This window comes from Bacillus sp. AP50 (assembly GCF_040492675.1).
Taxonomy (GTDB): domain Bacteria; phylum Bacillota; class Bacilli; order Bacillales; family Bacillaceae_G; genus Bacillus_A; species Bacillus_A cereus.
On the sequence record NZ_JBEUTW010000043.1, the window covers coordinates 1 to 22,085 of the forward strand.

Consider the following 22,085-nt stretch of genomic DNA (forward strand, 5'->3'; position numbering starts at 1 on the left):
GTGTCATTTTATACAATTAACATGCATAAAACAATATATAATGATAACATGTAAATTTTTCGTCAATTATGCATTTTTGCATATCCACTCCTTATACGTATTTTAATCATAAAAATAAGAGAACTTTAGCATTATATATGCTTAAGTTCTCTTATTTCTTAACAGCTTCTACTCTATAAAACTTCTCTTATAATCCTTAAATCTTTACCCTTCGCCTTATAGTCATATTACTAAAACTCTTCGTCCTAATTTATTTGACGCTCTTTACATAACTAATTGCCTGACTTCCCATTTGTACCCATGCCTGTTCAAAGGTTTCTCTCGGTACTTTTACATCTAAGCTATCCTCAAGTGGATCTCGAATATATACAAATTCCTGATCATATCCAATAAGTACAACACAATGTTCATTATACGTAATAGAAACATCTCCACTATTTGTTTCCCATGTAGTAAATTCAGCTGCATCTAATGGTGCAAATGTTGCATTTGTGATCATGACTACAGGTTGCCCTGCTTTTATCCTCTTATAAATTTCTTCTATATTCTTCCCTGTTAAGTCTACAGCTTTATTAGGTAAATATTTTTCCGCTAACTGAAAAAGTGGCCCATGATATACACCATATCCCGATTCAGAAAATGTATAAATATTACCTACAAATCCTTCATTTGGATTCCCGCGCACACCATCGTCTATAAAATCAACTTTTTTTATTTCATTTGCTAATGTCATCTTATCCACTGAAACACCAGCGTATTGTAACATCATCGCTAAGCTTGTCACTTCACAGCCTCTATCTAGCTCTGGTAGTTGCTGAATTAATGGTACACTTGATAAAATGACCTTTTCATCATTATTACTAAATTCCGGTTCTTTCCCGTTTTGTATATTGAAGAATGTCCACTTCTCCCCATACTTTGTAATTCCATTTGTATATACACTCCATACCGCTATAGCTAGTAATGCTATACATATATACCACTTAAACCTCCGTATCACTCTCACGCCCTTTTTAGTTCGTTAAATAAGAATAAAATGCGTCAGCATCCGTTCGAATCACTGGTACAAAATTTAGTTCTTTTTCTCTCTCAGGTTGATCTTTTTTTATTTTTTCTGTTAGCTCTTGAATATTCATGTTCGCTTTGTCCATATTAAGCTCATCTGCCAATTGTAGCACCTTTTGTTCATTAATTTCTCTTAATACTTGATATATATCTTTCCCATATAAATCAATATGATATTTTTTTGCTTCTTCCTGCACTTTTTGTTCGTACACCTCTTGTGCTAACACTTCTATCTCTTTTCCTTTTGGTGAAATACCTAACTTCCCTGCTTCCTCTCTTACTTTCGTTCCATAGATTTCTTCTGCAATGTCCTCTATTTCTTTTCCATTTGTCGAAATACCTAATTTATCCGCTTCATCATTAATTTTAATCGTATTAATTTGATTAATTAAATTTACAATTGATGTATTTTCTATAGATATGCCTAGTTTTAACGCTTCTTGCTTTACTTTTGTTTCATAGATTTCTTCTGACAGCGTCCCAACATCTTTTCCTTCAATCGAAATTCCTAGCTGCTTCGCTTCTCTTCCTACTTCTGTCTCATGAATTTCTTTTTCTAACGTAATTTGTTCTTTCCCTTCCGTTTCAATACCTAGATTCTCTGCCTTTTCTTCTGTATGCACAGCATGTATCTTTCCATTATTTAATTGTTCTTTACTACGTTGTGTGTAATCTGTCTTTCCTTTTGATGTTTCAGAAGGAGAGGCACCCCCTAATATACTTAAGCTCATTACTCCAATAGTGAATACCGTCATCATTTTCTTTTTCAAAATTAATTCCTCCCTCTTATACTTTCTTTCCCATCATTCCCCTAGTTTTTTTAATACTATACATATATCTCATCGCTGCTTGAGATAACATTATGATTGATAAACCCCACTCACATACACCTAGTCTCTTCTTCATGTAACGAACTTTCTTCATGCCATATATAATATAAATAGTTTCTTAACTTTGTCTTAAAAAAAGACGACCTTGTAAAAACAAGATCGTCTTCTTACTTATATTTTTTGGTTTTTAGGGAAAATCACTTCAAAACAAGTGCCATCTCCCCATTTGCTCTCTACTGATATTTTTCCGTAATGCTTTTCTACAATCCAATTTGCGATTGAAAGACCTAATCCAGCTCCTTCTGACGTACTTCTTGCTCTATCCCCTTGATAAAAACGATCAAATAATTTCGGAATATCTTCTTCTTTCACTCCTATCCCGTCATCTTTCACCTGTATGCGAATCGAACTACTCGTTTGCGTGCAATCAATTTGAATATGCCCGCCTTCGTTTGTATACTTCATCGCATTATCTAACAGTATGACCATCATTTGATGAATCCGCTCTCTATCAGCCATAAAAGATACGTCACGTTCTACTTTTAGTATCATTTCTTTTTCTTGATAAGAAGCAATCTCTTTATATGGAGCTACTATTTCTTCTAACAATTTATCAAGTTCAAATGTTTTTTTATCCATCTCAATTTGATTAGAATCAGAACGTGCTAGTAATAATAAATTACTAACGAGTTTTGATAACCGCCTACATTCTTTTGAAATTGTAGAAATATCCATCGCTTTTTCTTCTATCGTAGCGGATGGTGACTGAAATAACACATCCGTTTTTGATTGAATAACTGCAAGCGGTGTCCTTAGTTCATGTGATGCATCAGAAACGAATTGCTGCTGTTTCTCCCATGAATTTTGAATAGGTACGAGTGCTCTGCCAGCTAGGAAAAAGCCGATACCTATCGCACATAAACTTCCTATGCTACAACCTATAACGAGGATTAAAAATAAAGTATTTAACATTCCTTCTTCCGCTGTTATATCTCGCACGATTTGAACTATTTCTCCATCTTTTTGAAGCGAAAATGCTCTAAAATATCGTCCTTGTACTTTGATATCTTGTAACTCCCCTATTTTTTCCGGAGAAAACTTTTCCAAATTCTCTTCAAAAATTGAACGGAATTTACGATTATCGCCCTCTATTTTCACTATTTTCCCATTCCAAGTTATTCTAGTTACTCGCGGATCTCCAATTTGGATATTCTCCATACGTTTTCTTGGTGGTATTTTAACATCTAATTTTTCTCTATACTGATCCATCATTTTTATAGATTGATCCACTTCATTATAAATACGCTTATATGTGTATGAATAAATAATACTACCTAATATACCTATTAATAGGATAAATACTAATGAATTCACTATAGTCAAACGAATGCGTGTCTTTTGAAACATACTTCCCTTTTTCATTGTTCTTTTAATATATATCCAATACCTCGAACAGTTTGAATATCTTTCTGATAACCGAATGGTTCTAATTTTTTACGCAAATGATGCACATACACTTCCACAATGGCTACTGTCGTATCTGAATCAAATCCCCAAACACGATCAAAAATTTGTTCACGCATTAAAATCTTCCCGCTATTTTGAATGAGATACTCTAGTAGCTCATATTGTTTCAATGTCAACTTAATACTTTGTCCATCTACTTGAACGTCTTTATCTTTTCCGAACAATTCAATCCCTTTATAACGAATCGTTTGCTGCGTTGTTAAACTACCACTTCTGCGTAGTAAAGCGCGAATTCTCGCTTTTAATTCAGGGGCCTGAAATGGCTTAACGATATAGTCATCTCCACCAAAATCCAATCCCTTCACCCGATCTTCTAAAGAATCTCTCGCTGTCAAAAACAGGACTGGTGTTTCAATCTTTTCATCACGTATTTTTTGAATTACTTCAAATCCATCCATCCCTGGCATCATCACATCCAGCAAAATTGCATCATATATATTTTGAAGCGCTAAAAACAATCCATCTTCTCCATTTATTGCCGTATCTACTTCAAATTCATCACGCAAAATTTGTACGATAGACTCTAATAACGAGGCATTATCTTCTACTACAAGTAAGCGCATGCTCTCACCTTCCATCAAATAGTTCAATTCTATTTATTATTACATTTCTTCTCTTCATAACAAAAGAATGTAGTTACATTACGTATTTTCATTTTTAACTATTTCCTTCTAAAATTTTGAAATTTTATTATAAAAACTTTGTCTTAAATTTAGCTTAATAAAAAATTGAAAGAAATAAGATTCCTCTTATCTCTTTCAATTTTTTATTACATATACCTTTTTACTCGGCAATTCCAAACAATTTAGCTGACCACCGTACACAGCCCCGCCATCAATTCCAATAATACGATTACTACCAAAATACACTCCGCACTCCTCACTACCATGAAGCGTTTTTGTTTCCGTATGCCCAAATACAACAACCTTTTCACCGCTATATCCATTATGAAATTCATTACGGATCCACATTAACGTATATGGTTCAGATTCAGAAACTCGTTTCATCGGTTCAACCCCAGCATGTACAAATATATACTCTTCTGTTTCAATGTAATGATCTAATTCTTGAATAAACTTTATATGTTCCTCTAATACACGAGAGTGTAAAATCGGTTTTTGGAAGTCTTTCTCATTAACCGCAATATCTTCTTCTACAAATCCATAGCTATATAATGTCTTATCTCCACCATTTCTTTTTACCCAATGGTTCCATGAATGTTCCTCATTTGTCGTTAACGCCTTAATCATCATATCTTCATGATTTCCCTTTAAAATGAGTGCTCCCTCTTCTTTCAATTCTCTTACCTTTTCAATTACAGCACGCGCATTTGGACCACGATCTACATAATCTCCCAGTAAGATTAATTGATCCTGTTTCGCATCATATTGAGCTTCTTCCAATAACTGTTCAAACTTTTTTATCTCTCCATGAATATCACTAATAACAAGAATTCTTTTCATATTATCCCCCCTCTTTCTAATTATAGTTCAAAACGACAGAAAGTTCAGAATTGAAATCCCGAATCATATTTATCTCGCATTAATGGGCCGTAAGGCCCCCGCTGATTAAAGTTTCACTTTATTACAAACTAAACTATTATCCTTATAACAATGTAAGTCTCTTGTCATCCAATTCGATAGTTGTAATTACTGTATCTCCTTATACTGAAAGTAAGAAATGAAACAAAAAACAAGGAGAGATGAGAGATGAAAAAAGTAATGGAAGTTGTAGTAGCGGTAGTAGAGGTTTTCGTAAATGGTAAACAAGTCGCAATGGAGTTAAATAAATAATGAAAAGGACAACATTCACTCTAGACCCTTTACTCATATAAAAGAGATAAGACTTCATCATTTCTTTGATCCCTTATCTCCCTATAAAGAAAGCCGTATCCCTTTTAAGGATACGGCTTTCTCTTATTTTTGACTCGTACGAGCTGAAATGCTAATTGCTCTATCTGTTGCTTTGGCAGCTTCATCTAACGCTTCTTTACTATTCTTCCCGTCATACATCGCTTCTAATGCTTTTACAACTGCATCTCGTGATTCTGGGAATACACTAATTAAAGCCCCTTGTGTTGCTGGAGATTGCTTCGTCGCTTGCAGTTGATCTACTGTTACTTTCAACTGTGGATATTTTTCATATTGCTCTTTTACTAATGGCTCATTATATGCATCTGGATTAATTGAGAAATAACCTGTTGCAGTATGCCATTTTGCTTGTACGTCTGGCTTCGTTAAATATTTCATAAAGTCCCAAGCACCTTGTTGCGTTTCTTCTGAAACCATATTCGTCATCCATAATGATGCTCCACCAATAACAACACCATTTTGTTTCGAATCCTCTGGATACGGAATATATGAAACACCTACATTAAACTTAGATGCATCAATTAAATCACGAACACCTGCTGAAGAATCTAAATACATAGCAACTTGTCCAGACTGGAACGCGGCACGAATATCATCCCAACTTGCTCCATACTTTCCAAGTGCGCCAGCTTTATTTAAATCATCTAACATTCCAAATACTTTCTGTCCTTCTTTACCGTTAAATACCGCCTTCTTTGCAGCATCCTTACGACCGTTTTCGTTATCTACATATAAAGCACCTTGTGTCGCTAACAATTCTTCAAAGAACCAACCGTAGTTAAGCATGGAGAATCCATATTGTTTTACATTTCCGCCTTCTTTAATCGTTAACTTTTTCGCTGCTTCTTGTAATTCCGCATATGTTTTCGGAGCTTTCTCTGGATCTAAGCCCGCCTTTGCGAAAGCATCTTTATTATAAATTAATACTGGTGTAGATGAATTAAATGGCATAGAATACATTTTTCCATCAACTGAATAATAATTTGTAATTGCTTTTTCTAATTTTGACGTATCGTACTTATCTTTTTTTATCCAGCTATCAATTGGTGTGATTTTTTTACTATCAACCATATATTTCGTTGTAATTTCACTCGATTGAACAAGAGCTGGCGCTTCTTTCGTTGCAGACATCGTTCTAAATTTCGTTAAAGACTCTTCATATGTTCCTTGGAACTCTGCCTTTATCTCATATTTATTTTGCGACTTATTATAGTCTGCAACAAGACCATCTAGTACTCCTTGTGTTTTTCCACCCATCGCATGCCAGAAGCGAATTACTGTTTTATCACCATTTTTTTCAACTGGTGCTACTTTTGCCTGTGCTTCAGGTTTTCCCTCTGTTTTACTATTTGAACAAGCGACACTAGATAATGCCATTGTTGCTACCATTAATAGAGCAGCACCTTTTTTTACTAGATTCATTTAAATCTCACCTTCTCTTAATTATTTAATTGCACCTTTTGTTAATCCTTGTTGTAATTGCTTTTGCCCTAAAAATAGTAAAATCAATGTTGGAATAACGATAACCGTAACACCGGCCATTACGCTTCCCCAATCAGTTGCAACTTCTTGAGACTGAAGCTGCTTCACACCGATTTGCACTGTTCTTACTTTTTCATCAGTGGTCACTAAAAGTGGCCATAAATACATATTCCATGTTGTTAAAAAGCTATATACTCCAAGCGTAATAAAACTCGTTTTACAATACGGAATTACAACGCTGAATAAAAATCTTATATTTCCAATCCCTTCAATAAACGCAGCTTCTTTCAGTTCATTCGGAAGTGTCATAAAATGTTGACGTAACAAGAAAATACCGAAAGCTGTTGCAAAAAACGGCACTGTCATCCCGGCGAAACTATTGATCCAACCAAAGTTTTGAATCGTTAAAAAGTTAGGCACCATCGTTGCTTCCCACGGAATAAGCATCGTTGAAATAAACAGGAAGAAAATTAAGTTTCTCCCTTTAAACTGAAGAAAAACAAAAGCATAAGCTGCTAAACTTGATACGATAAGTTGTCCAATCATAACGACTGTCGATACAATTAAACTGTTATATAAGTATGTAAAAAGTGGTACTTTTTGAAAAATATTAATGAAATTATCAAAAGTAAACTGGGTCGGAAATAACCTTCTCATTTGAACATCGTCTGGTGTCATAAAACTTATTAAAAATGCATACAGTACAGGAAAAAATACCATTACTGCACTAATAATGAGCAGCATGTATAATAGGAAATTTTGTTTCCACTGTTTAACAATCATTTATAATGCACCTTTCTCTCAGCAAACTTAAATTGAAGTAATGTAGCAAGGAAAATGAAAACAAATAATACCATTGCTTGTGCACTTGCTGTTCCAAATTGATGATTCACAAACGCCTCTTTGTAAATCGAGTACACAATCAAATTCGTTGCATCATTTGGTCCACCGTGCGTTAAAATATCAATTTGTCCAAAGCTTTGGAACGCACTAATTAATGTTACTGTTACAATAAAGAATAAAGTTGGTGATAGCATCGGTAATGTAACACGGCGAAGTTTATATAAATAACTAGCACCATCTATAGATGCACTCTCATATAACGACGTATCGATATTTTGTAAACCACCTAATATAACTAAAAATGCAAAACCTGTATTCACCCAAACTGTTGTAACTGATACAGAGAATAGTGCCCAGTCCGGACTCGTTAACCATGCGATTGCAGGAAGGTTCATAGAAGCTAATATATTATTAAATAATCCTACACTTGGATGAAATAAAAATAGCCAAATCACTGCACTAGCAGCTACTGATATTCCCATCGTCGAAGAAAACAGAACTCGGAATAACCCAATACCTCTTACTTTTCCATTTGCAATCAATGCAAGAAACAAAGCAAATATAATACTCGTAGGCACTGTATATAAAACAAATAATAAAGTTGATTTTATACTTTTGTAGAAGGCTGGATCAGAGAATAAGTATTGATAATTTTCTAAGCCAACGAAAAGATTAGCTTCCCCATGTATATCGGTTAAATAAAAGCTATAGTAAATTGTCCTAAACAATGGATAGAACAAAAAAATCGAAAATAACAAAATAGATGGCGCCAAAAACAATAATCCTATTCTTAAATCTTTCGTTCTCCCCCATAATTTTTTCTTTTTTGACACCTTTGTTTGAACTGGTAACTTACTTACTTCGATCATTATTTCGCCACCACTTTCAACTCTTCTTCAGCTACCACTTTTAAGCGTTCATTCGTGTTTTCATTAAAGAAGCATAACTTTTCTTGCGAGAATAATAATTTTACTTTGTCACCTTTGTTCAAGAGTAACTGTCCGATGACTTTCGCACTCCAAGTTGTTCCATTTACCGCAAAGTTCAATATAGATTCATTCCCTAATACTTCTACAGATTGCAACGTCACTTCTTGTCCCTCCTCAGACAGTGCAATATGCTCAGGGCGCATGCCTATGCGAATTGTTCCTTCTGGTAATTGCTTTAACTGTCTAATAGATAATGGAATTTGCAATTGCCCTATATGTAATACACCTTTTTCTTTATTTACTTCCCCATCATTTATATTCATAGAAGGAGAACCTATAAAGCTTGCAACAAATTCGTTTGCTGGTTCGTTATATATGTCAAGTGGTGTTCCAACTTGCTGTATACTTCCTTTATTTAAAACCATGATACGATCTCCCATAGTCATCGCTTCTATTTGATCGTGGGTAACGTAAATCATCGTAATTCCTAATCGCTGCTGAATTTCTCTAATTTCAATTCTCATTTGCGCACGTAATTTCGCATCCAAATTCGAAAGTGGTTCATCCATTAAACAGATTGGTGCTTGACTCACAATTGCCCTGGCAAGTGCAACACGCTGTCTTTGTCCGCCTGATAATTGGCCTGGTTTCATTTTCACATACTCTTTCAGTCCTACCATTTCAATAGCTTCCATTAATCGCTTTTGTCGCTCTTCTTTTTGTACTTTTCTTACCTTAAGTCCAAATAAAATATTTTCTTCTACAGATAAGTGTGGATATAATGCATAATTTTGAAATACCATTGATAGATTACGGTCTTTCGGCTCTAGATCATTTGCAACACGTTCATTAATAATTAAATCTCCTGAAGAAATCTCTTCTAAGCCAGCGATCATTCGTAATAATGTGCTTTTCCCGCATCCCGAAGGTCCAACTAAAACAAAAAATTCACCCTTCTTAATATGAACCGATACGCCTTTAACCGCTGTCTCTTCTGCATTTTTATATACCTTTGAAACATTTTTCAATTCAATCACAAGGTTGCACTCCTTTTTTCTTCTTGTATCCATACTTCATAATGACTTGTTGAAATCGCACTTGCTCCTGCATGAATTGCAATTTCCGCATCTTCTCGCGTTTGAATCAGCCCACCTGCAATAATAGGAAACTCTATTTCCTCTACTAGCTGTTTAATTATAGAAGGCATAATCCCCGGCATAATCTCTACTGCATTTGGTTTAGTCGTTTTACAATTTTCAATTGATTTAGTAAGGGATAAAGTATCTACAATAAAAATACGTTGAATTGTTTTCAATCCAATTTTATTAGCATTTCGAATTGTTGAACCCTTTGTTGAAATAATACCTTGTGCCCCGATAACATCTTGAATATACAAAAGCGCTTCCTCTGTATTCGTATTTAAGCCTTGTATAAAATCACAATGAAGAAATACATCATGTCCATGTTTCTGCAATTCATATACACGCTCTGGTAATTCCAGCATTGAACCAGTCATAAGAAAAACTGTTTTCGGCAATTTTTTGTATGCTTTGTATCCTTTCCAATCCTTTATCATCGCAATATAAGGTTCTTTAAACATTTTTTCCACCTAACTGTTCTATTTTTATCCAAACTAAAAACACCTACTTACATAGAACGCCTTTCTCCTTATTTGAACTCTAGGGAATAGAGCACACCTAAGAAAGTGGCACATTATATGTAAGTGGGTGTTCTCAAATGTTCTCTACCCTATTTATTTTGTTACCTTTACTATATTACGCATTTATTAAGTCAGTTTTGATAGATTGTTAATTAGGTGTTAACCGAATGTTAATATTCACCATATCACCATTTACATTAATCCATATATTCGAATACAAACGAATAGAACGAAACAATACTTAAAATTCAATCAATATGTAAATTCATTCCATAGTTAATAAGTTTTAGTTTGCTTGCCACTGCTTGCGAAGCAAAGTTATCCCAAGCAGTACTATAAAGTGGAATGCGCTTTTCCTCTTGTATTGATAAGGCCCAGGCTGTAACAACCTCAGTACCATATCCATTCCCTTGAAATTCCGCTAAAGTTTCCACACTTGCCTCAGCAGCTACGGGCGTACTTCTGGCACTGCAACAAACGGAAACTACCTTTTCATTTTTTACAATTGCAAAATAAGGTTTCCTCCATTCCATCTGTTCTATTAGATTAGGAAAATTTTCTCGCAAAAGCTCTCTATTCTTCTCAGTTATTTGTATTGTTCTAGTCGGCTTATGTAAATTACTATGAAACATGAAAGCAGGACCCATCCAAATATTTTCCACTGTTCTTTCTTCATTTAATATATTAATAATCTTTGCTATCTCTATATGCTTTGAAGGTTCTCGAATTAACTTCTCAATCTTACTTACCGTTTCATCGTCCACATTACAATGATATCTCGTTATACTCCCTTTACGAGTTCTGCCAAGAAAAAAACGTGGTGCTTTCGGATTTCCTTGTTCATTTACATATTTCATTTTTCCTACTTGATTATGAACAAATAAAACCTCTGCCTGAATTACTATTAAATCAAGTTTTGAGAGCCTCATTTTTATCCTCCTTATTTACTCCATATACCATCCATTCATAATCTATTTTTCATGTTCAAAATAAAAATCCCATTCAAATACACATTACTGAATCCATCATACTAACTGATTTCTTCATTCTGTCTATCTAAATGGGATTATTTTCCGTTTTTTACTCTACTGGTTGTTGTGGCTGTACTACTTCATTCGCTCCAGCTACCCTCAACATATTTACAATATCTTTAAAACCTCTTTTTTCAGCGTATTGCAGTGGCGTCAGATGTTCCTTGTTAGCCATGTTTACATCTGCACCGTGATCAATAAGCAATTGAATTACTTTCTTATGGTTTTCACTACCATTTCCTAATACAATTGCTTCTAATAACGCTGTTCCACCACGTTCATTTTTATAATTCACATCAATATCTGTATGCTCTAATAATTCTTTAACAACCTCTACATGGCCACGCTCAGATGCAGAAATAAGTGCTGTCCCACCTGACCTAGTCGTTTCTTTCGTATTAACTCCTGCATTAATTAATACTTTTACAATATCCGTATATCCTTCTCTACTTGCATAAAGAAGTGGATTACTTTTTTTCTCATCTTTAATTTCAATATTAGCACCTGCACCAATTAATGCTTTAACTGTCTCTACATGATTTTGGTACGTCGCTGCAAGGACAGGCGTTTCTCCGTTGTCACCTTCTACGTTTATATTCGCTCCATCCTGAATCAACTTCATAGCTGTCTCTGTGTCTCCAAGGGTAGCTGAAAGTAACAACTGTTTGTCCATTAAATTTATACTTTTCTCTTCTTTAGATTCTTCCTGTTCTTTATGCTTCTCTTTTTTCTTTTCATTTTTCACATGAACCGGTTTCGATTCTGGTTCTTCTTGCTTATCGCAAGCCACTACCGTCATTAAAAGTCCTAATAAAATACATAATAAAATTTTTTGTTTTCTCACAACTACAGCTCCTATGAAAGATAATGTTTTCTTAACCATTCCTCCATCACATACAATAACTCTTCTTGAGTACATTTATCCATAAGCCCTTTATATTCCTTCTTTAATCGGATTATCTTAAGCTTATACTATGTTTCTCAACCTATTGAAATGATACGCCTGATGGCCCCATCATTAACATTATGAAGCAATTAGTTTAGCACGTTTTTACCGCATTTGTATACATTTCTAAAAAGTACATAAAGTGAAAATTTAATTAGTGGGGGTTTTGTTCATCCACCACTAATTATTAGCCCACACCAATCGGGCTTTTACGGGCAGCCCGACTCCACCTAACTTCTTTGCTTTCACTAAATTTTGAGGTGGGGATCTTACTGCCCGTTAATGCGGGATAAATGATTGCTTTAGGTTACTATATTCCATTGTAACCGTTCTTCTAAAAATTTTACACCTTTTCTATATTTGCACCTGAGTAATAATAGAAAAAGACAACTATATAGTTGTCTTTTTCTATTATTAATGATGTCCACCATGATTTCCTGCTTTCGGTTTCCCCATCATCTCTTTATTCATTTCCCATTTATGCTCTGCTAGCTCTTTATACGAAAGAACTTTACCCTTATAGTTAGATACAAAGCTCTCTGCATCTTTTTTATTTTTAAATGAAATGACATTATAAGCCATCGGTGTCGTTATTGTTTTATCATATACGTAAGTAGCTTCTTCTAACGAAATCCAATCTTTCGAATCATAATCTCGGACAAATTTCTCTTTCGTCTTTTCACCTGAATTGATCTCCATCCATTTATACATACAACCGATATCATCAAACTTTAACGCTTTTCCATTTTCTAAAATAATTTCTGTTGCAAATTGATTATCTGTTACCCCAATTTGGCAAATATCACATTTATCATGTTTCTCATCAATGGCAACAGCTGCTGTTTCCTTTTTCCCACACCCGACTACCGTAAATACGAAACATAAACATATAGCAAGTACGACATATTTTACTTTCATCAATATTCCTCCCTAGAAACCGTATACTCCACGAAAAGAATACCAAAAGGTTGTGTGAAATTTGTGAAAAAACAATGTGCTTTTTGTAATATAGGAAACAAACAAAGATGTGTAGTTATTTCTACACATCTCTCATCACTCGCAACCTGTAATTAACAAATCATCTTCTAACTTAACTAATAATGTATCCTCACTAATTTCCTGTCCAACTTCTACATTTACCAATCTTATATTTCCACTAATCCCGACTGCAATTTTTTTAAGCTCACCGTCATTTTTTCGGATCATCAGTAATTTCTCCCATTCATATACGTAAGAAGATTCATTAATAAAAATCTCCTCTACTTTTCCTTCATAAGAGCTATAAATCTCTTCAATTCTCGTTTTCATATAACATCTACTCCCTATTTCACACTTCACTATTTTCATCTTATTCTACCATTCTTACGAGGAGCAGCTTACTTTTTAAAAATTCAAATTAACTACCGTGAACAAAATGAACAAAATAAAAATTATGCTTCTAATGATGTTATTTTTCAAATTATTTACCATTTGAATAGATGCTTTTATTATAAATAAAAAACCTTTTTCTGAATTTTTATTCTATTTTGAAAGCGCAATCATTCTTTTGAGGGGGAAATCACATGTTAGCACTACTTGGATTTGCGATGGTATTTGTCTTTATGTTTTTAATTATGACGAAACGTATGTCAGCGCTAGTAGCATTAATATTAATTCCGAGTGTTTTTGCATTAATTGGCGGATTCTATGCCAATATGGGGCCTATGATGTTAGAGGGAATTCAAAAATTAGCACCTACTGGTATTATGCTTATGTTCGCTATTTTATATTTTGGGATTATGATTGATAGCGGTTTATTCGATCCTGTCATTAGTAAGATTTTAAAATTTGTAAAAGGAGATCCTTTAAAAATCGTTATCGGAACGGCTATATTGACTATTATCGTTTCTCTAGATGGTGACGGTACAACAACATACATGATTACAGTTTCCGCAATGTATCCACTATATAAGCGCCTTGGAATGAACCCCCTCATATTAGCTGGAGTTGTTATGTTAGGGGCGGGGGTAACAAATCTTACACCTTGGGGTGGACCCACAGCTCGTGTTATGAGCGCACTTGGACTTGAGGCTTCCGAATTATTTACACCTCTTATTCCAGGAATGATTGCTGGTGCAATTTGGGTTGTTTTCGTTGCTTACTATCTTGGAAAAAAAGAAAGAAAACGTTTAGGAATTATGGATGTACAGTATTTAAAACAAATGCAAACAATGGATGAGCAAGCTGCAACTGTCGAAGCCGCAGTGCATAAACGTCCTAAACTTCTATGGATTAACTTTTTATTAACCGCTACATTACTTGTCTGTCTCATACTAGAAGTTATGCCGTTACCTGTTTTATTTACAGTCGCTTTTGCTATCGCTGTTATGATTAACTATCCAAACTTAGAGCAACAGAAAGAACGTATTGCTTCTCATGCAGGGAATGTATTAGCAGTTGTTTCTCTCGTATTTGCTGCCGGTATTTTCACTGGTATTTTATCTGGAACAAAAATGGTAGATGCCATGGCTAACAGTGTAGTAACTCTTATACCAGATGCACTTGGACCACAATTGCCAATTATTACAGCTCTTCTTAGTATGCCATTCACATTTTTCATGTCCAATGATGCATTTTACTTTGGGGTATTACCTATTTTAACTAAGGCTGCTGCTACTTACGGAATTAGTGCAGCTGAAATGGGACGTGCTTCCTTACTTGGGCAACCCGTTCACTTATTAAGTCCTCTTGTTGCATCCACTTATTTATTAGTTGGGATGGCAAAAGTTGATTTTGGTGAACATCAACGTTTTACTTTATTGTGGGCAGTTGGAACGACAATGGTGATGTTGATTACTGGCATTGTAATTGGGATTATTCCAATATAAGACGCAAAAAACAGTAGAAGAAATAAATCCTCTACTGTTTTTTATTATGAAGAAACAAGAAAATACCGTCTCTCCGGTCTCCCCACACTCCCATATATTAGCTCTGCGTGGACTTTCTTCCCAGATATTAAATACTCTAAATAGCGCCTTGCAGTTGATCGACTTACGCCTACCATTGAACTTAGTACCTCTGCTGTAATCCCTTCTTCATTAACTGTTAACATATGTTTTTTTATTTTTGCTAAAGTTAAGGGGTCTATCCCTTTCGGGGCATATTCCATTTCATTTCCCTTTACGCCTCTTTGAGACCATAAATGTTCTATTTGTTCTGTAGATAATTGATTATTTTTCTTCAGCTGCACAATCTTTTTTTGATAACTTTCCAAACTCGCCTTAAATCGATCAAACATTAGTGGCTTTACAATATAATCTGTTACTCCGCCCCGCAGGGCGTGCCTCACTACATCTGTTTCCGATGCCGCTGTAATCATAATAATATCTGTATCGTGCAAATGATGCCTAATATATGTGACAAGTTCCGTTCCTTGCATATCAGGTAAGTACACATCTAATAACACAAGCTGTGGCTTCACAAGCTCTAGCCATTCTTTCGCTTGTTCTCCAGTCGTTGCCGTTCCAATTACTTTAAATCCCTCAATTTTTTCAGTAAAACGACGATGAATGTCAGCAATCCGAATATCATCTTCTACAATTAATACTTCAATCTCCTCACCCATTACTATTCGCCTCTCTCTTTCGGTAGTGCAATAATAAATAACGCACCACCTAAATCCCCTTTTTCGATTGCAATACTTCCATTTAAATCTTCTACTAACTCTTTCACTTTTGCTAATCCATATCCTCGCTCTCCTCCTTCTTTCGTCGAAAAGCCTTTATAGAATATGCTAGTAATTATTTCATCATGAATCCCTTGCCCTGAATCTTCCACTTCAATTAATATTTCTTCTCCAATATCAGTTACAAACATCCTTACTCTCTTATCATTCTCTTCATTTTTTTCAATTGCTTCAAATGCATTCGTAATTAAATTTCCTAAAATAGAAACGACATAATTACTCTCAATATGTGGACTTAATTTGTCTAAACCACTTTCTCTATCTAGCATAAAATCAATCTTCAACTCTCGTGCTCTATTATAAAATCCAATTAAAATTCCACCTAGCCATGGATTTTGAATCCGCTTCATAATAAATTGAACAAAATCTTGATATACCGCTGTTTCCTTATGAATAAGCTCTAAAGCATCTTCGTATGATTCTAATTGGATAAGACCTGAAAGCGTATACAATAAATTGTTATATTCGTGCGCTTGCGCTCGTAATGCCTCTGTATATTGCTTCGTCTGAGATAATTCTGCTGTTAACTGATCCATTTCAGATTTCAAACGTAAGCTCGATACAACGCCAGTTACTTTATTCTTTACTTTAATAGGTAGACGGTTCGCAATAACAGCCTGTCCTTTTATATTTAATTGGCGATCAAACTGTTCTTCACCAGTTTGAAGTACATCTAGTATCGTTGAATTAGGAATTACATTTAAAATAAATTCCCCAATAATATTTTGTTGTTTATCTAGCGAAAGAATATCATAAGCTGCTTGATTGACTAAACTAATCATGCCATTTTTATCGATTACAATAATCCCTTCACGTACAGATTGAATCACTGTACTATGCTCTTCATATAAAGATGAAATTTCTTCTGGTTCCATACCGAACATCATTCTTTTTATACTTGCCGCTAAATATATAGAGCCGATTACTCCAATTAATAGCCCTATTATTGTAATCCAAAATACACGCTTTCCATACACCTCTACCGCTCCATGAATATCATCCATTGAAAATCCAACAGACACCACACCAATGATTTCATTTTCCTGATTACGGATTGGAACTTTTCCGCGTAATGAAGGGCCTAATGATCCAGTTGCTTTCGAAACATATGATTTTCCTTCTAATAAAACGCCTTTGTTATCTCCACCAATCATCGCTTCTCCTATTTTATCTCGCTCAGGATGTGCATATCGAATCCCCTCTTTATTTCCAACTACAATGAAGTCAGCCTCTGTATCCATTCGAATTCTTTCTGCAATCGGCTGAATAATAGAAGCTGGGTTTTCTTTTTGAAAAGCTTCCTTTATTTCAGGTATAGCAGCAACTGTTTTCGCAACATGCAAAGCCCTTTTGCCAATTTGCTCTTCTACCGTTTCAGATAATATGTAATAAAATAAATAACTCGTTAGCATAAGTACAACTAAAATAAGTGTACTAATAGTTAATGTAATTCTCGGTTGGAGTTTTAATTTTTTTAATTTCAAAACCATTCCCCTAACATGATTAAAGATAGAATTCAAAGAATATACAGTCTCTTTAATTATACTTAATCATAACACGGTTACTCTATATTTCTTTCTTTTTCTCTTCATAAAAAAAGAAACGAAGTAAAATTACTACCTCGTTTCTTAACATTCGTTATTACACTTTAAACTTACTAATCATCTCTTGTAATTCTTCTGCCATTTGTGATAAATGGACTGCTGCTGCATTTATTTCATCTACTGAAGCTAATTGTTCCTCAGAGGAACCAGCAATATTTTGAACGCTTGCTGCATTTTCTTCAATTGTAGCTGCAATTTCATTAATAGATGCACTTACTTGTTTTGCATCTACCGTCATTTGTTTTGCTACATCTACCATGTTATCAATTTGTACAACTGTATCATCCGTAGATTTCAATATTTCAGCAAAGCTTTGCTTCGTTTCATTTGCAACTACAAGTCCTGATTGTACTTCTACTCCAACTTGATTCATAGAGCTTACTGTTTCTTTTATATCAAATTGAATCTCTTTCACTAGTTTCCCAATTTCCGTAGAAGACTGTCCTGATTGTTCTGCTAGCTTTCGCACTTCATCTGCTACAATTGCAAATCCTCTTCCTTGCTCTCCAGCTCTCGCAGCCTCAATTGCCGCATTTAACGCTAATAAATTTGTCTGTTCAGCAATATGTTGAATCACTTCAAGGATTGCTCCAATTTGTTTCGACTTATCGTCTAACAAACCAATGATTTTGTCTGACTGCGAAACAGACTCATGAATTAATTGCATTTGATTCACAGTTTGTTCAACTAACTTCCCACCATTTTCAGCTTTTTTCTTCGTATACATAGAGGCTGTAGATACTAATGAAGAACTATCTGCAACACGCTGAATTCCTTCTGTAACTTCTTCTAACAATGTTGCTCCTTCTTCAACTTCTTTCGTTTGTATTTCTGCACCACTTGATACTTGCTCTATCGCCTGTGTAATTTGTTCCGTTGCTTCGCTTGTCTGCTTCATACTAGCTGTTAATTCTTCTGAAGATGCCGCTACATGACTTGCTGAAGTGTTTATATTGGAAATGACACTTTGTAACGATGCAGCCATCTCGTTAAAACTTTCTCCTAGCTGCCCAATTTCATCTTTAGAATGAACTGTAATTGACTCTGTTAAATCGCCTTCACTAATCTTTTTCGATGATATAACAAGTTGTTTTAACGGACTAATAATAGAAGCAATTATGAAGTAAATTAAAATCCCACCAATTACTAATGAAATACCAATAACAGTTATTGTTTTATAGAAAATAGGGTTAGCTGCTTCGATAATTTCTTTTGAAGGCATAATTCCTGCTATTTTCCATCCAGTTTTCTTATTCGTTTTAAAAGTGATATTGCGATCTTCACCATCTAATGAATAATAAAAATCTCCAGCTTCCTGTTTATACAATTCTTTACTAAGTTTCTCTTCTAATTTCTCTCCTGGCTTCATTTTCGGGTGCGCTACTACATTTTTATCTTGATCAAATATCGCTACATATCCTTCCTTACCGATATTAACCATCTTGGAAGTAGTAACAATATTATTAATGATTAAGTCAATCCCAAGAACTCCACTTTTATCCTCGTTTTGTTTTGCTAGTGTAATAACAATATTCCCTGTCGTTTTTGACTTATATGGAGCAGTTACAATTACCTCTCCACTTTTCTTCACGGCCTCTTTATACCAATCTCTTTCTGTAGGATTATATCCATCTGGCATCTGAATAGCTGGTGATTGAATGAACTGTCCATTACTAGATCCTGTATAGATTGCTTCCATTTCTGGATGCAGTTTATTGTATTCTTCTAGTTTATTTTGTATGTTTTGAATTTGATCTGCTTGGTAACTTGATTGTGTGAATAATTTCGTAAAATAAGTTGCATCTACTTTTTTACTATCCAATTCTTTATTAATTACATTATCCAAAATTTTTATATTATCTTTCGCCGAGTTTAAAATCGTTTCATTAAAATTCGTCTTCGCCTGTTGATAAGACGTCCAACCAATTACAATACTTGGAAGAATTAAAATGATAACAAATGACACAAGTAACTTTGTTTTTAGACTACTACTCCTTAATTTCCCTTGAAACATATTTCTACCCCTCCATACCGTTTTAAATGTAATTATCTCACATTTAATTTATTTATATAAATTACACGATTAATTGTATTAACTCTTTGTCTCTTTTTCTATTAAAGAGTTAATACATACCTTTTTCATTCTATATAAATTAAATAATTAAAACAATATATAAAAATGTATATTATTCGAAATATTATAATTCACAGAAGAACCTCCAGTATTTCACTTACTAGAGGTTCTTTCCACCTTACTATTCTTTATCTTTTTCTACTTCTTTTTTCTCATCTTCTACTACAGATACAACAGGTTTATCACTTGATAATTGTTGTACCGCTCCTTTTCCAGCAAATCCTTCTAATAGCTCTTTTAAGTCAATTCCAGAAGAAGCTTTTAACGTTTCTTGCATCGTTGCCATTAAATCAGTTGCATAACCCGCAACTTTTCCGGCGCCGCTATTTTTACCACCGCCGCCTGTATCAACAACTGTAATTTTATCAATGTTACTAAGCGGACTTGCAACTTCCTTCGCATAACTTGGAAGCATTTTAAGAACCATATCCATAATTGCCGCTTGGCCATATAACTCAAATGCCTCTGCAATTTTTTGCTTCGCTTCTGCTTCTGCTAAACCTTTTAATCTAATAACATCTGCTTCCGCCGTACCTTGTGCTTTTTGTACTTCCGCTTTCGCTTGACCTTGCGCTTTTTCGATTTCCGCCTTCGCTAAACCTTCTACACGTACTTCTTCCGCACGAGCTCTCGCTTCAGCTTCAATCTTATATTGATCCGCATCTGCCTTTTTAATTTGTTTTACTTTTTCTGCTTCCGCTGATTGCTCAACAGCATAGCGATCTGCATCTGCTTTTTTCTTAACTTCTGCATCATATTGCTTTTCACGACGCGCAATCTCTTTTTCTTCTAACTCGATTTGCTTTTCACGCTCAATGATTTTAACGCGCATTTGCTCTTCTGTAACACCTTGTTGTGCTTTCGCTTGTTGTAATTCGTAAGAAAGATCCGCATCTGCACGGGCTTGCTCTTGTTCCCTCTTATAGGACTGTACTTTTAATTCTTTATGTTTTTCAGCTTCAGCGATTTGTGCATCACGTTGATATTCTGCTTCTTTTGCCTCTTTTTCAGCACGTGCTTTTTCAATACGTGCTTCTTTTTCACGCTCTGCGTTCGCAATTGTTGCATCACGCTTAACGGTCGCAATTTGCGGCTGACCAAGCGCATCTAAGTATCCGTTTTTATCCATTATTTCTTTAATTGTGAAAGAAACAATGCGAAGTCCCATCTTCTTTAAATCTGTAGAAGCTACTTCATGTACCTTTTGAGCAAATTGCTCTCTATTACTATACGCATCCTCTACTGTCATAGAAGATAAGATTGCACGTAAGTGACCTTCTAAAACCTCTTTTGCTTCTACTTTTAACTCTTCCGTTTCTTTTCCTAAATATTGCTCAGCTGCAGTAGATACTTCTTCAATTGTAGAACCTACTTTAATAATAGAAACACCATTTACTGTAACTGGAACACCTTGCTTCGTATACGTATCACGTGTACCAACTTCTAATTTGTAGTTTAATAGGCTTAAAGGTTCTGCTCTTTGCATAATTGGAACTACGAAAGTACCGCCCCCGCGGATAATCTTAATCTTCTTTCCATCATCAGTGGTAACAACATTCTTTCCTCCACCAAGCCAGTTCCCTGTAACAATTAACGCTTCATCTGGACCAACCGTACGATACTTCGTAATGAATACTAAAATGAGTAGAATTAAAATTGCCAGTAAAACTCCACCGATAATTAATGGAATCGTCATGTAAATTCCCCCTTATAATTTTGGTTTCTTTAAAGAATAAGCGATGTTTTGTACAAGTAAAACACCATCTTGGACTCCCTCGATAATAACCTCTGTTCCTTGCGAAATATCTTTTTTTCCAACTGTTTTAGCTGGGATTGCATTACTTCCAAATTGGGATGAAATTAATACTTCACCAAATCCTTCTGTAGGAATTGTCGTAATGACTTCTCCTTTGCAACCGATAAATTCATCCATACGTTGTACGGTATTTTGCTCTGCTTCTGCAATCGGTTTTAAAATTAGTATTTTCATGATGAAAACACCGATAAAAGATATAGCAAATGCAGCCCCAAAAATAGTAATACTATTAAAGGAAAACAAATATTCTCCTATATAACTAAGCCCACATAACATGGCGAAGAAACTAAGTAATAAAGTAACAACGGATACAGCTCCGCCCCCAAAACTAAATATCGATTCAAATATATCTCCAAAGAAGATATAAATAACAGTGAGTATAGTAGCAATAATAAATCCATATAAATAAATTGTTTCAAGTGGATAACCAAACAAGACCATTTCTTATCCCCCTTTCTTAAACAATCCCTTTTTTGTTATATGTATGCCCCACCTCTTTCAAAGATTATAGTTCTTAATTTTCAGTTATTTACCTTTTAAAGAAAAGCCTGTAAGACAGGCCTCTAAAAAAGAACAGGAGAAACCTATTGTGACAGGCTCCTCCTAGAAAATAACCGATATAT

The 22,085-nt window shown here is 34.7% G+C and carries 20 protein-coding genes and 1 pseudogene; 1 reads left to right on the top strand and 20 read right to left on the bottom strand.

The genetic code is table 11. The annotated features are described in order from the left end of the window. Positions 1-250 precede the first annotated feature (250 nt). The 14 genes from ABWK52_RS05230 to ABWK52_RS05295 all read right to left on the bottom strand — a co-directional run bounded on the left by ABWK52_RS05230 (position 251) and on the right by ABWK52_RS05295 (position 13,492). Positions 251-1,000 (bottom strand): C39 family peptidase, encoded by a 750-nt coding sequence (locus ABWK52_RS05230; RefSeq protein ID WP_000621163.1) that lies wholly within the window; start codon positions 998-1,000, stop codon positions 251-253. A gap of 13 nt (positions 1,001-1,013) precedes the next feature. After that, entirely contained in the window at positions 1,014-1,835 is an 822-nt protein-coding gene (locus ABWK52_RS05235) for a hypothetical protein (RefSeq protein ID WP_000728596.1), read from the bottom strand. Positions 1,836-2,066: 231 nt separating this feature from the next. Continuing rightward, positions 2,067-3,317 carry a sensor histidine kinase gene (locus ABWK52_RS05240; RefSeq protein ID WP_081306126.1) on the bottom strand — a complete coding sequence of 417 codons (1,251 nt, stop codon included), beginning with the start codon at positions 3,315-3,317 and terminating at the stop codon, positions 2,067-2,069. Beyond that, complete coding sequence (locus ABWK52_RS05245; RefSeq protein WP_001238623.1) at positions 3,314-3,985, bottom strand: response regulator transcription factor; 672 nt, start codon at positions 3,983-3,985, stop codon at positions 3,314-3,316. Before ABWK52_RS05245 ends, ABWK52_RS05240 begins: the two co-directional genes overlap by 4 nt. Before the next feature lie 195 nt (positions 3,986-4,180). Beyond that, positions 4,181-4,885, bottom strand: a complete 705-nt coding sequence (locus ABWK52_RS05250; RefSeq protein ID WP_000821994.1) for a metallophosphoesterase family protein — start codon at positions 4,883-4,885, stop codon at positions 4,181-4,183. A 453-nt stretch (positions 4,886-5,338) separates the two neighbouring features. Then, on the bottom strand, positions 5,339-6,715 hold the full coding sequence (locus tag ABWK52_RS05255; protein ID WP_001055009.1) for an ABC transporter substrate-binding protein: 1,377 nt from the start codon (positions 6,713-6,715) through the stop codon (positions 5,339-5,341). A gap of 21 nt (positions 6,716-6,736) precedes the next feature. Next, positions 6,737-7,558 (bottom strand): carbohydrate ABC transporter permease, encoded by an 822-nt coding sequence (locus tag ABWK52_RS05260; RefSeq protein ID WP_000635956.1) that lies wholly within the window; start codon positions 7,556-7,558, stop codon positions 6,737-6,739. After that, positions 7,555-8,487 (bottom strand): carbohydrate ABC transporter permease, encoded by a 933-nt coding sequence (locus ABWK52_RS05265; protein WP_000573803.1) that lies wholly within the window; start codon positions 8,485-8,487, stop codon positions 7,555-7,557. The genes ABWK52_RS05260 and ABWK52_RS05265 overlap by 4 nt, the downstream gene beginning before the upstream one ends. Continuing rightward, positions 8,487-9,584 (bottom strand): ABC transporter ATP-binding protein, encoded by a 1,098-nt coding sequence (locus ABWK52_RS05270; protein ID WP_000571387.1) that lies wholly within the window; start codon positions 9,582-9,584, stop codon positions 8,487-8,489. The genes ABWK52_RS05265 and ABWK52_RS05270 overlap by 1 nt, the downstream gene beginning before the upstream one ends. Beyond that, positions 9,581-10,147: a glycerol-3-phosphate responsive antiterminator gene (locus tag ABWK52_RS05275; protein WP_000472001.1), complete on the bottom strand. Its 567-nt coding sequence runs from the start codon at positions 10,145-10,147 to the stop codon at positions 9,581-9,583. Before ABWK52_RS05275 ends, ABWK52_RS05270 begins: the two co-directional genes overlap by 4 nt. 308 nt (positions 10,148-10,455) lie before the next feature. After that, on the bottom strand, positions 10,456-11,136 hold the full coding sequence (locus ABWK52_RS05280; RefSeq protein WP_098541016.1) for a GNAT family N-acetyltransferase: 681 nt from the start codon (positions 11,134-11,136) through the stop codon (positions 10,456-10,458). A gap of 151 nt (positions 11,137-11,287) precedes the next feature. Then, positions 11,288-12,157 (bottom strand): ankyrin repeat domain-containing protein, encoded by an 870-nt coding sequence (locus ABWK52_RS05285; RefSeq protein WP_000287336.1) that lies wholly within the window; start codon positions 12,155-12,157, stop codon positions 11,288-11,290. Between the two features lie 441 nt (positions 12,158-12,598). Further along, positions 12,599-13,102 (bottom strand): nitrous oxide reductase accessory protein NosL, encoded by a 504-nt coding sequence (locus tag ABWK52_RS05290; RefSeq protein WP_000865667.1) that lies wholly within the window; start codon positions 13,100-13,102, stop codon positions 12,599-12,601. Positions 13,103-13,237: 135 nt separating this feature from the next. Next, a complete protein-coding gene (locus ABWK52_RS05295; protein WP_000857377.1) occupies positions 13,238-13,492 on the bottom strand; it encodes a hypothetical protein in 255 nt (84 codons plus the stop codon). Between the two features lie 254 nt (positions 13,493-13,746). Here ABWK52_RS05295 and ABWK52_RS05300 point away from each other — a divergent pair, with 254 nt between their 5' ends. Next, positions 13,747-15,051 carry a CitMHS family transporter gene (locus ABWK52_RS05300; protein ID WP_000880467.1) on the top strand — a complete coding sequence of 435 codons (1,305 nt, stop codon included), beginning with the start codon at positions 13,747-13,749 and terminating at the stop codon, positions 15,049-15,051. A gap of 44 nt (positions 15,052-15,095) precedes the next feature. Here the strand turns inward: ABWK52_RS05300 and ABWK52_RS05305 are convergent, their stop codons facing one another. The 6 genes and pseudogenes from ABWK52_RS05305 to ABWK52_RS05325 all read right to left on the bottom strand — a co-directional run bounded on the left by ABWK52_RS05305 (position 15,096) and on the right by ABWK52_RS05325 (position 21,903). Then, positions 15,096-15,788 carry a response regulator gene (locus tag ABWK52_RS05305; RefSeq protein WP_000503463.1) on the bottom strand — a complete coding sequence of 231 codons (693 nt, stop codon included), beginning with the start codon at positions 15,786-15,788 and terminating at the stop codon, positions 15,096-15,098. A gap of 2 nt (positions 15,789-15,790) precedes the next feature. Next, positions 15,791-17,398: an ATP-binding protein gene (locus ABWK52_RS05310; RefSeq protein WP_002060713.1), complete on the bottom strand. Its 1,608-nt coding sequence runs from the start codon at positions 17,396-17,398 to the stop codon at positions 15,791-15,793. 151 nt (positions 17,399-17,549) lie between these two features. Then, the gene (locus tag ABWK52_RS29710) at positions 17,550-18,497 is read right to left on the bottom strand and encodes a methyl-accepting chemotaxis protein (RefSeq protein ID WP_372584125.1); all 948 of its coding nucleotides are present in this window, start codon (positions 18,495-18,497) and stop codon (positions 17,550-17,552) included. Next, positions 18,492-19,526, bottom strand: a pseudogene (locus ABWK52_RS29715) (HAMP domain-containing protein); the annotation flags it as partial. The pseudogene ABWK52_RS29715 and the gene ABWK52_RS29710, both read right to left, overlap by 6 nt. A 241-nt stretch (positions 19,527-19,767) precedes the next feature. Then, positions 19,768-21,342 carry a flotillin family protein gene (locus ABWK52_RS05320; RefSeq protein ID WP_000155019.1) on the bottom strand — a complete coding sequence of 525 codons (1,575 nt, stop codon included), beginning with the start codon at positions 21,340-21,342 and terminating at the stop codon, positions 19,768-19,770. A 12-nt stretch (positions 21,343-21,354) separates the two neighbouring features. Beyond that, a complete protein-coding gene (locus ABWK52_RS05325; RefSeq protein ID WP_000242433.1) occupies positions 21,355-21,903 on the bottom strand; it encodes an NfeD family protein in 549 nt (182 codons plus the stop codon). Positions 21,904-22,085: the final 182 nt, after the last annotated feature.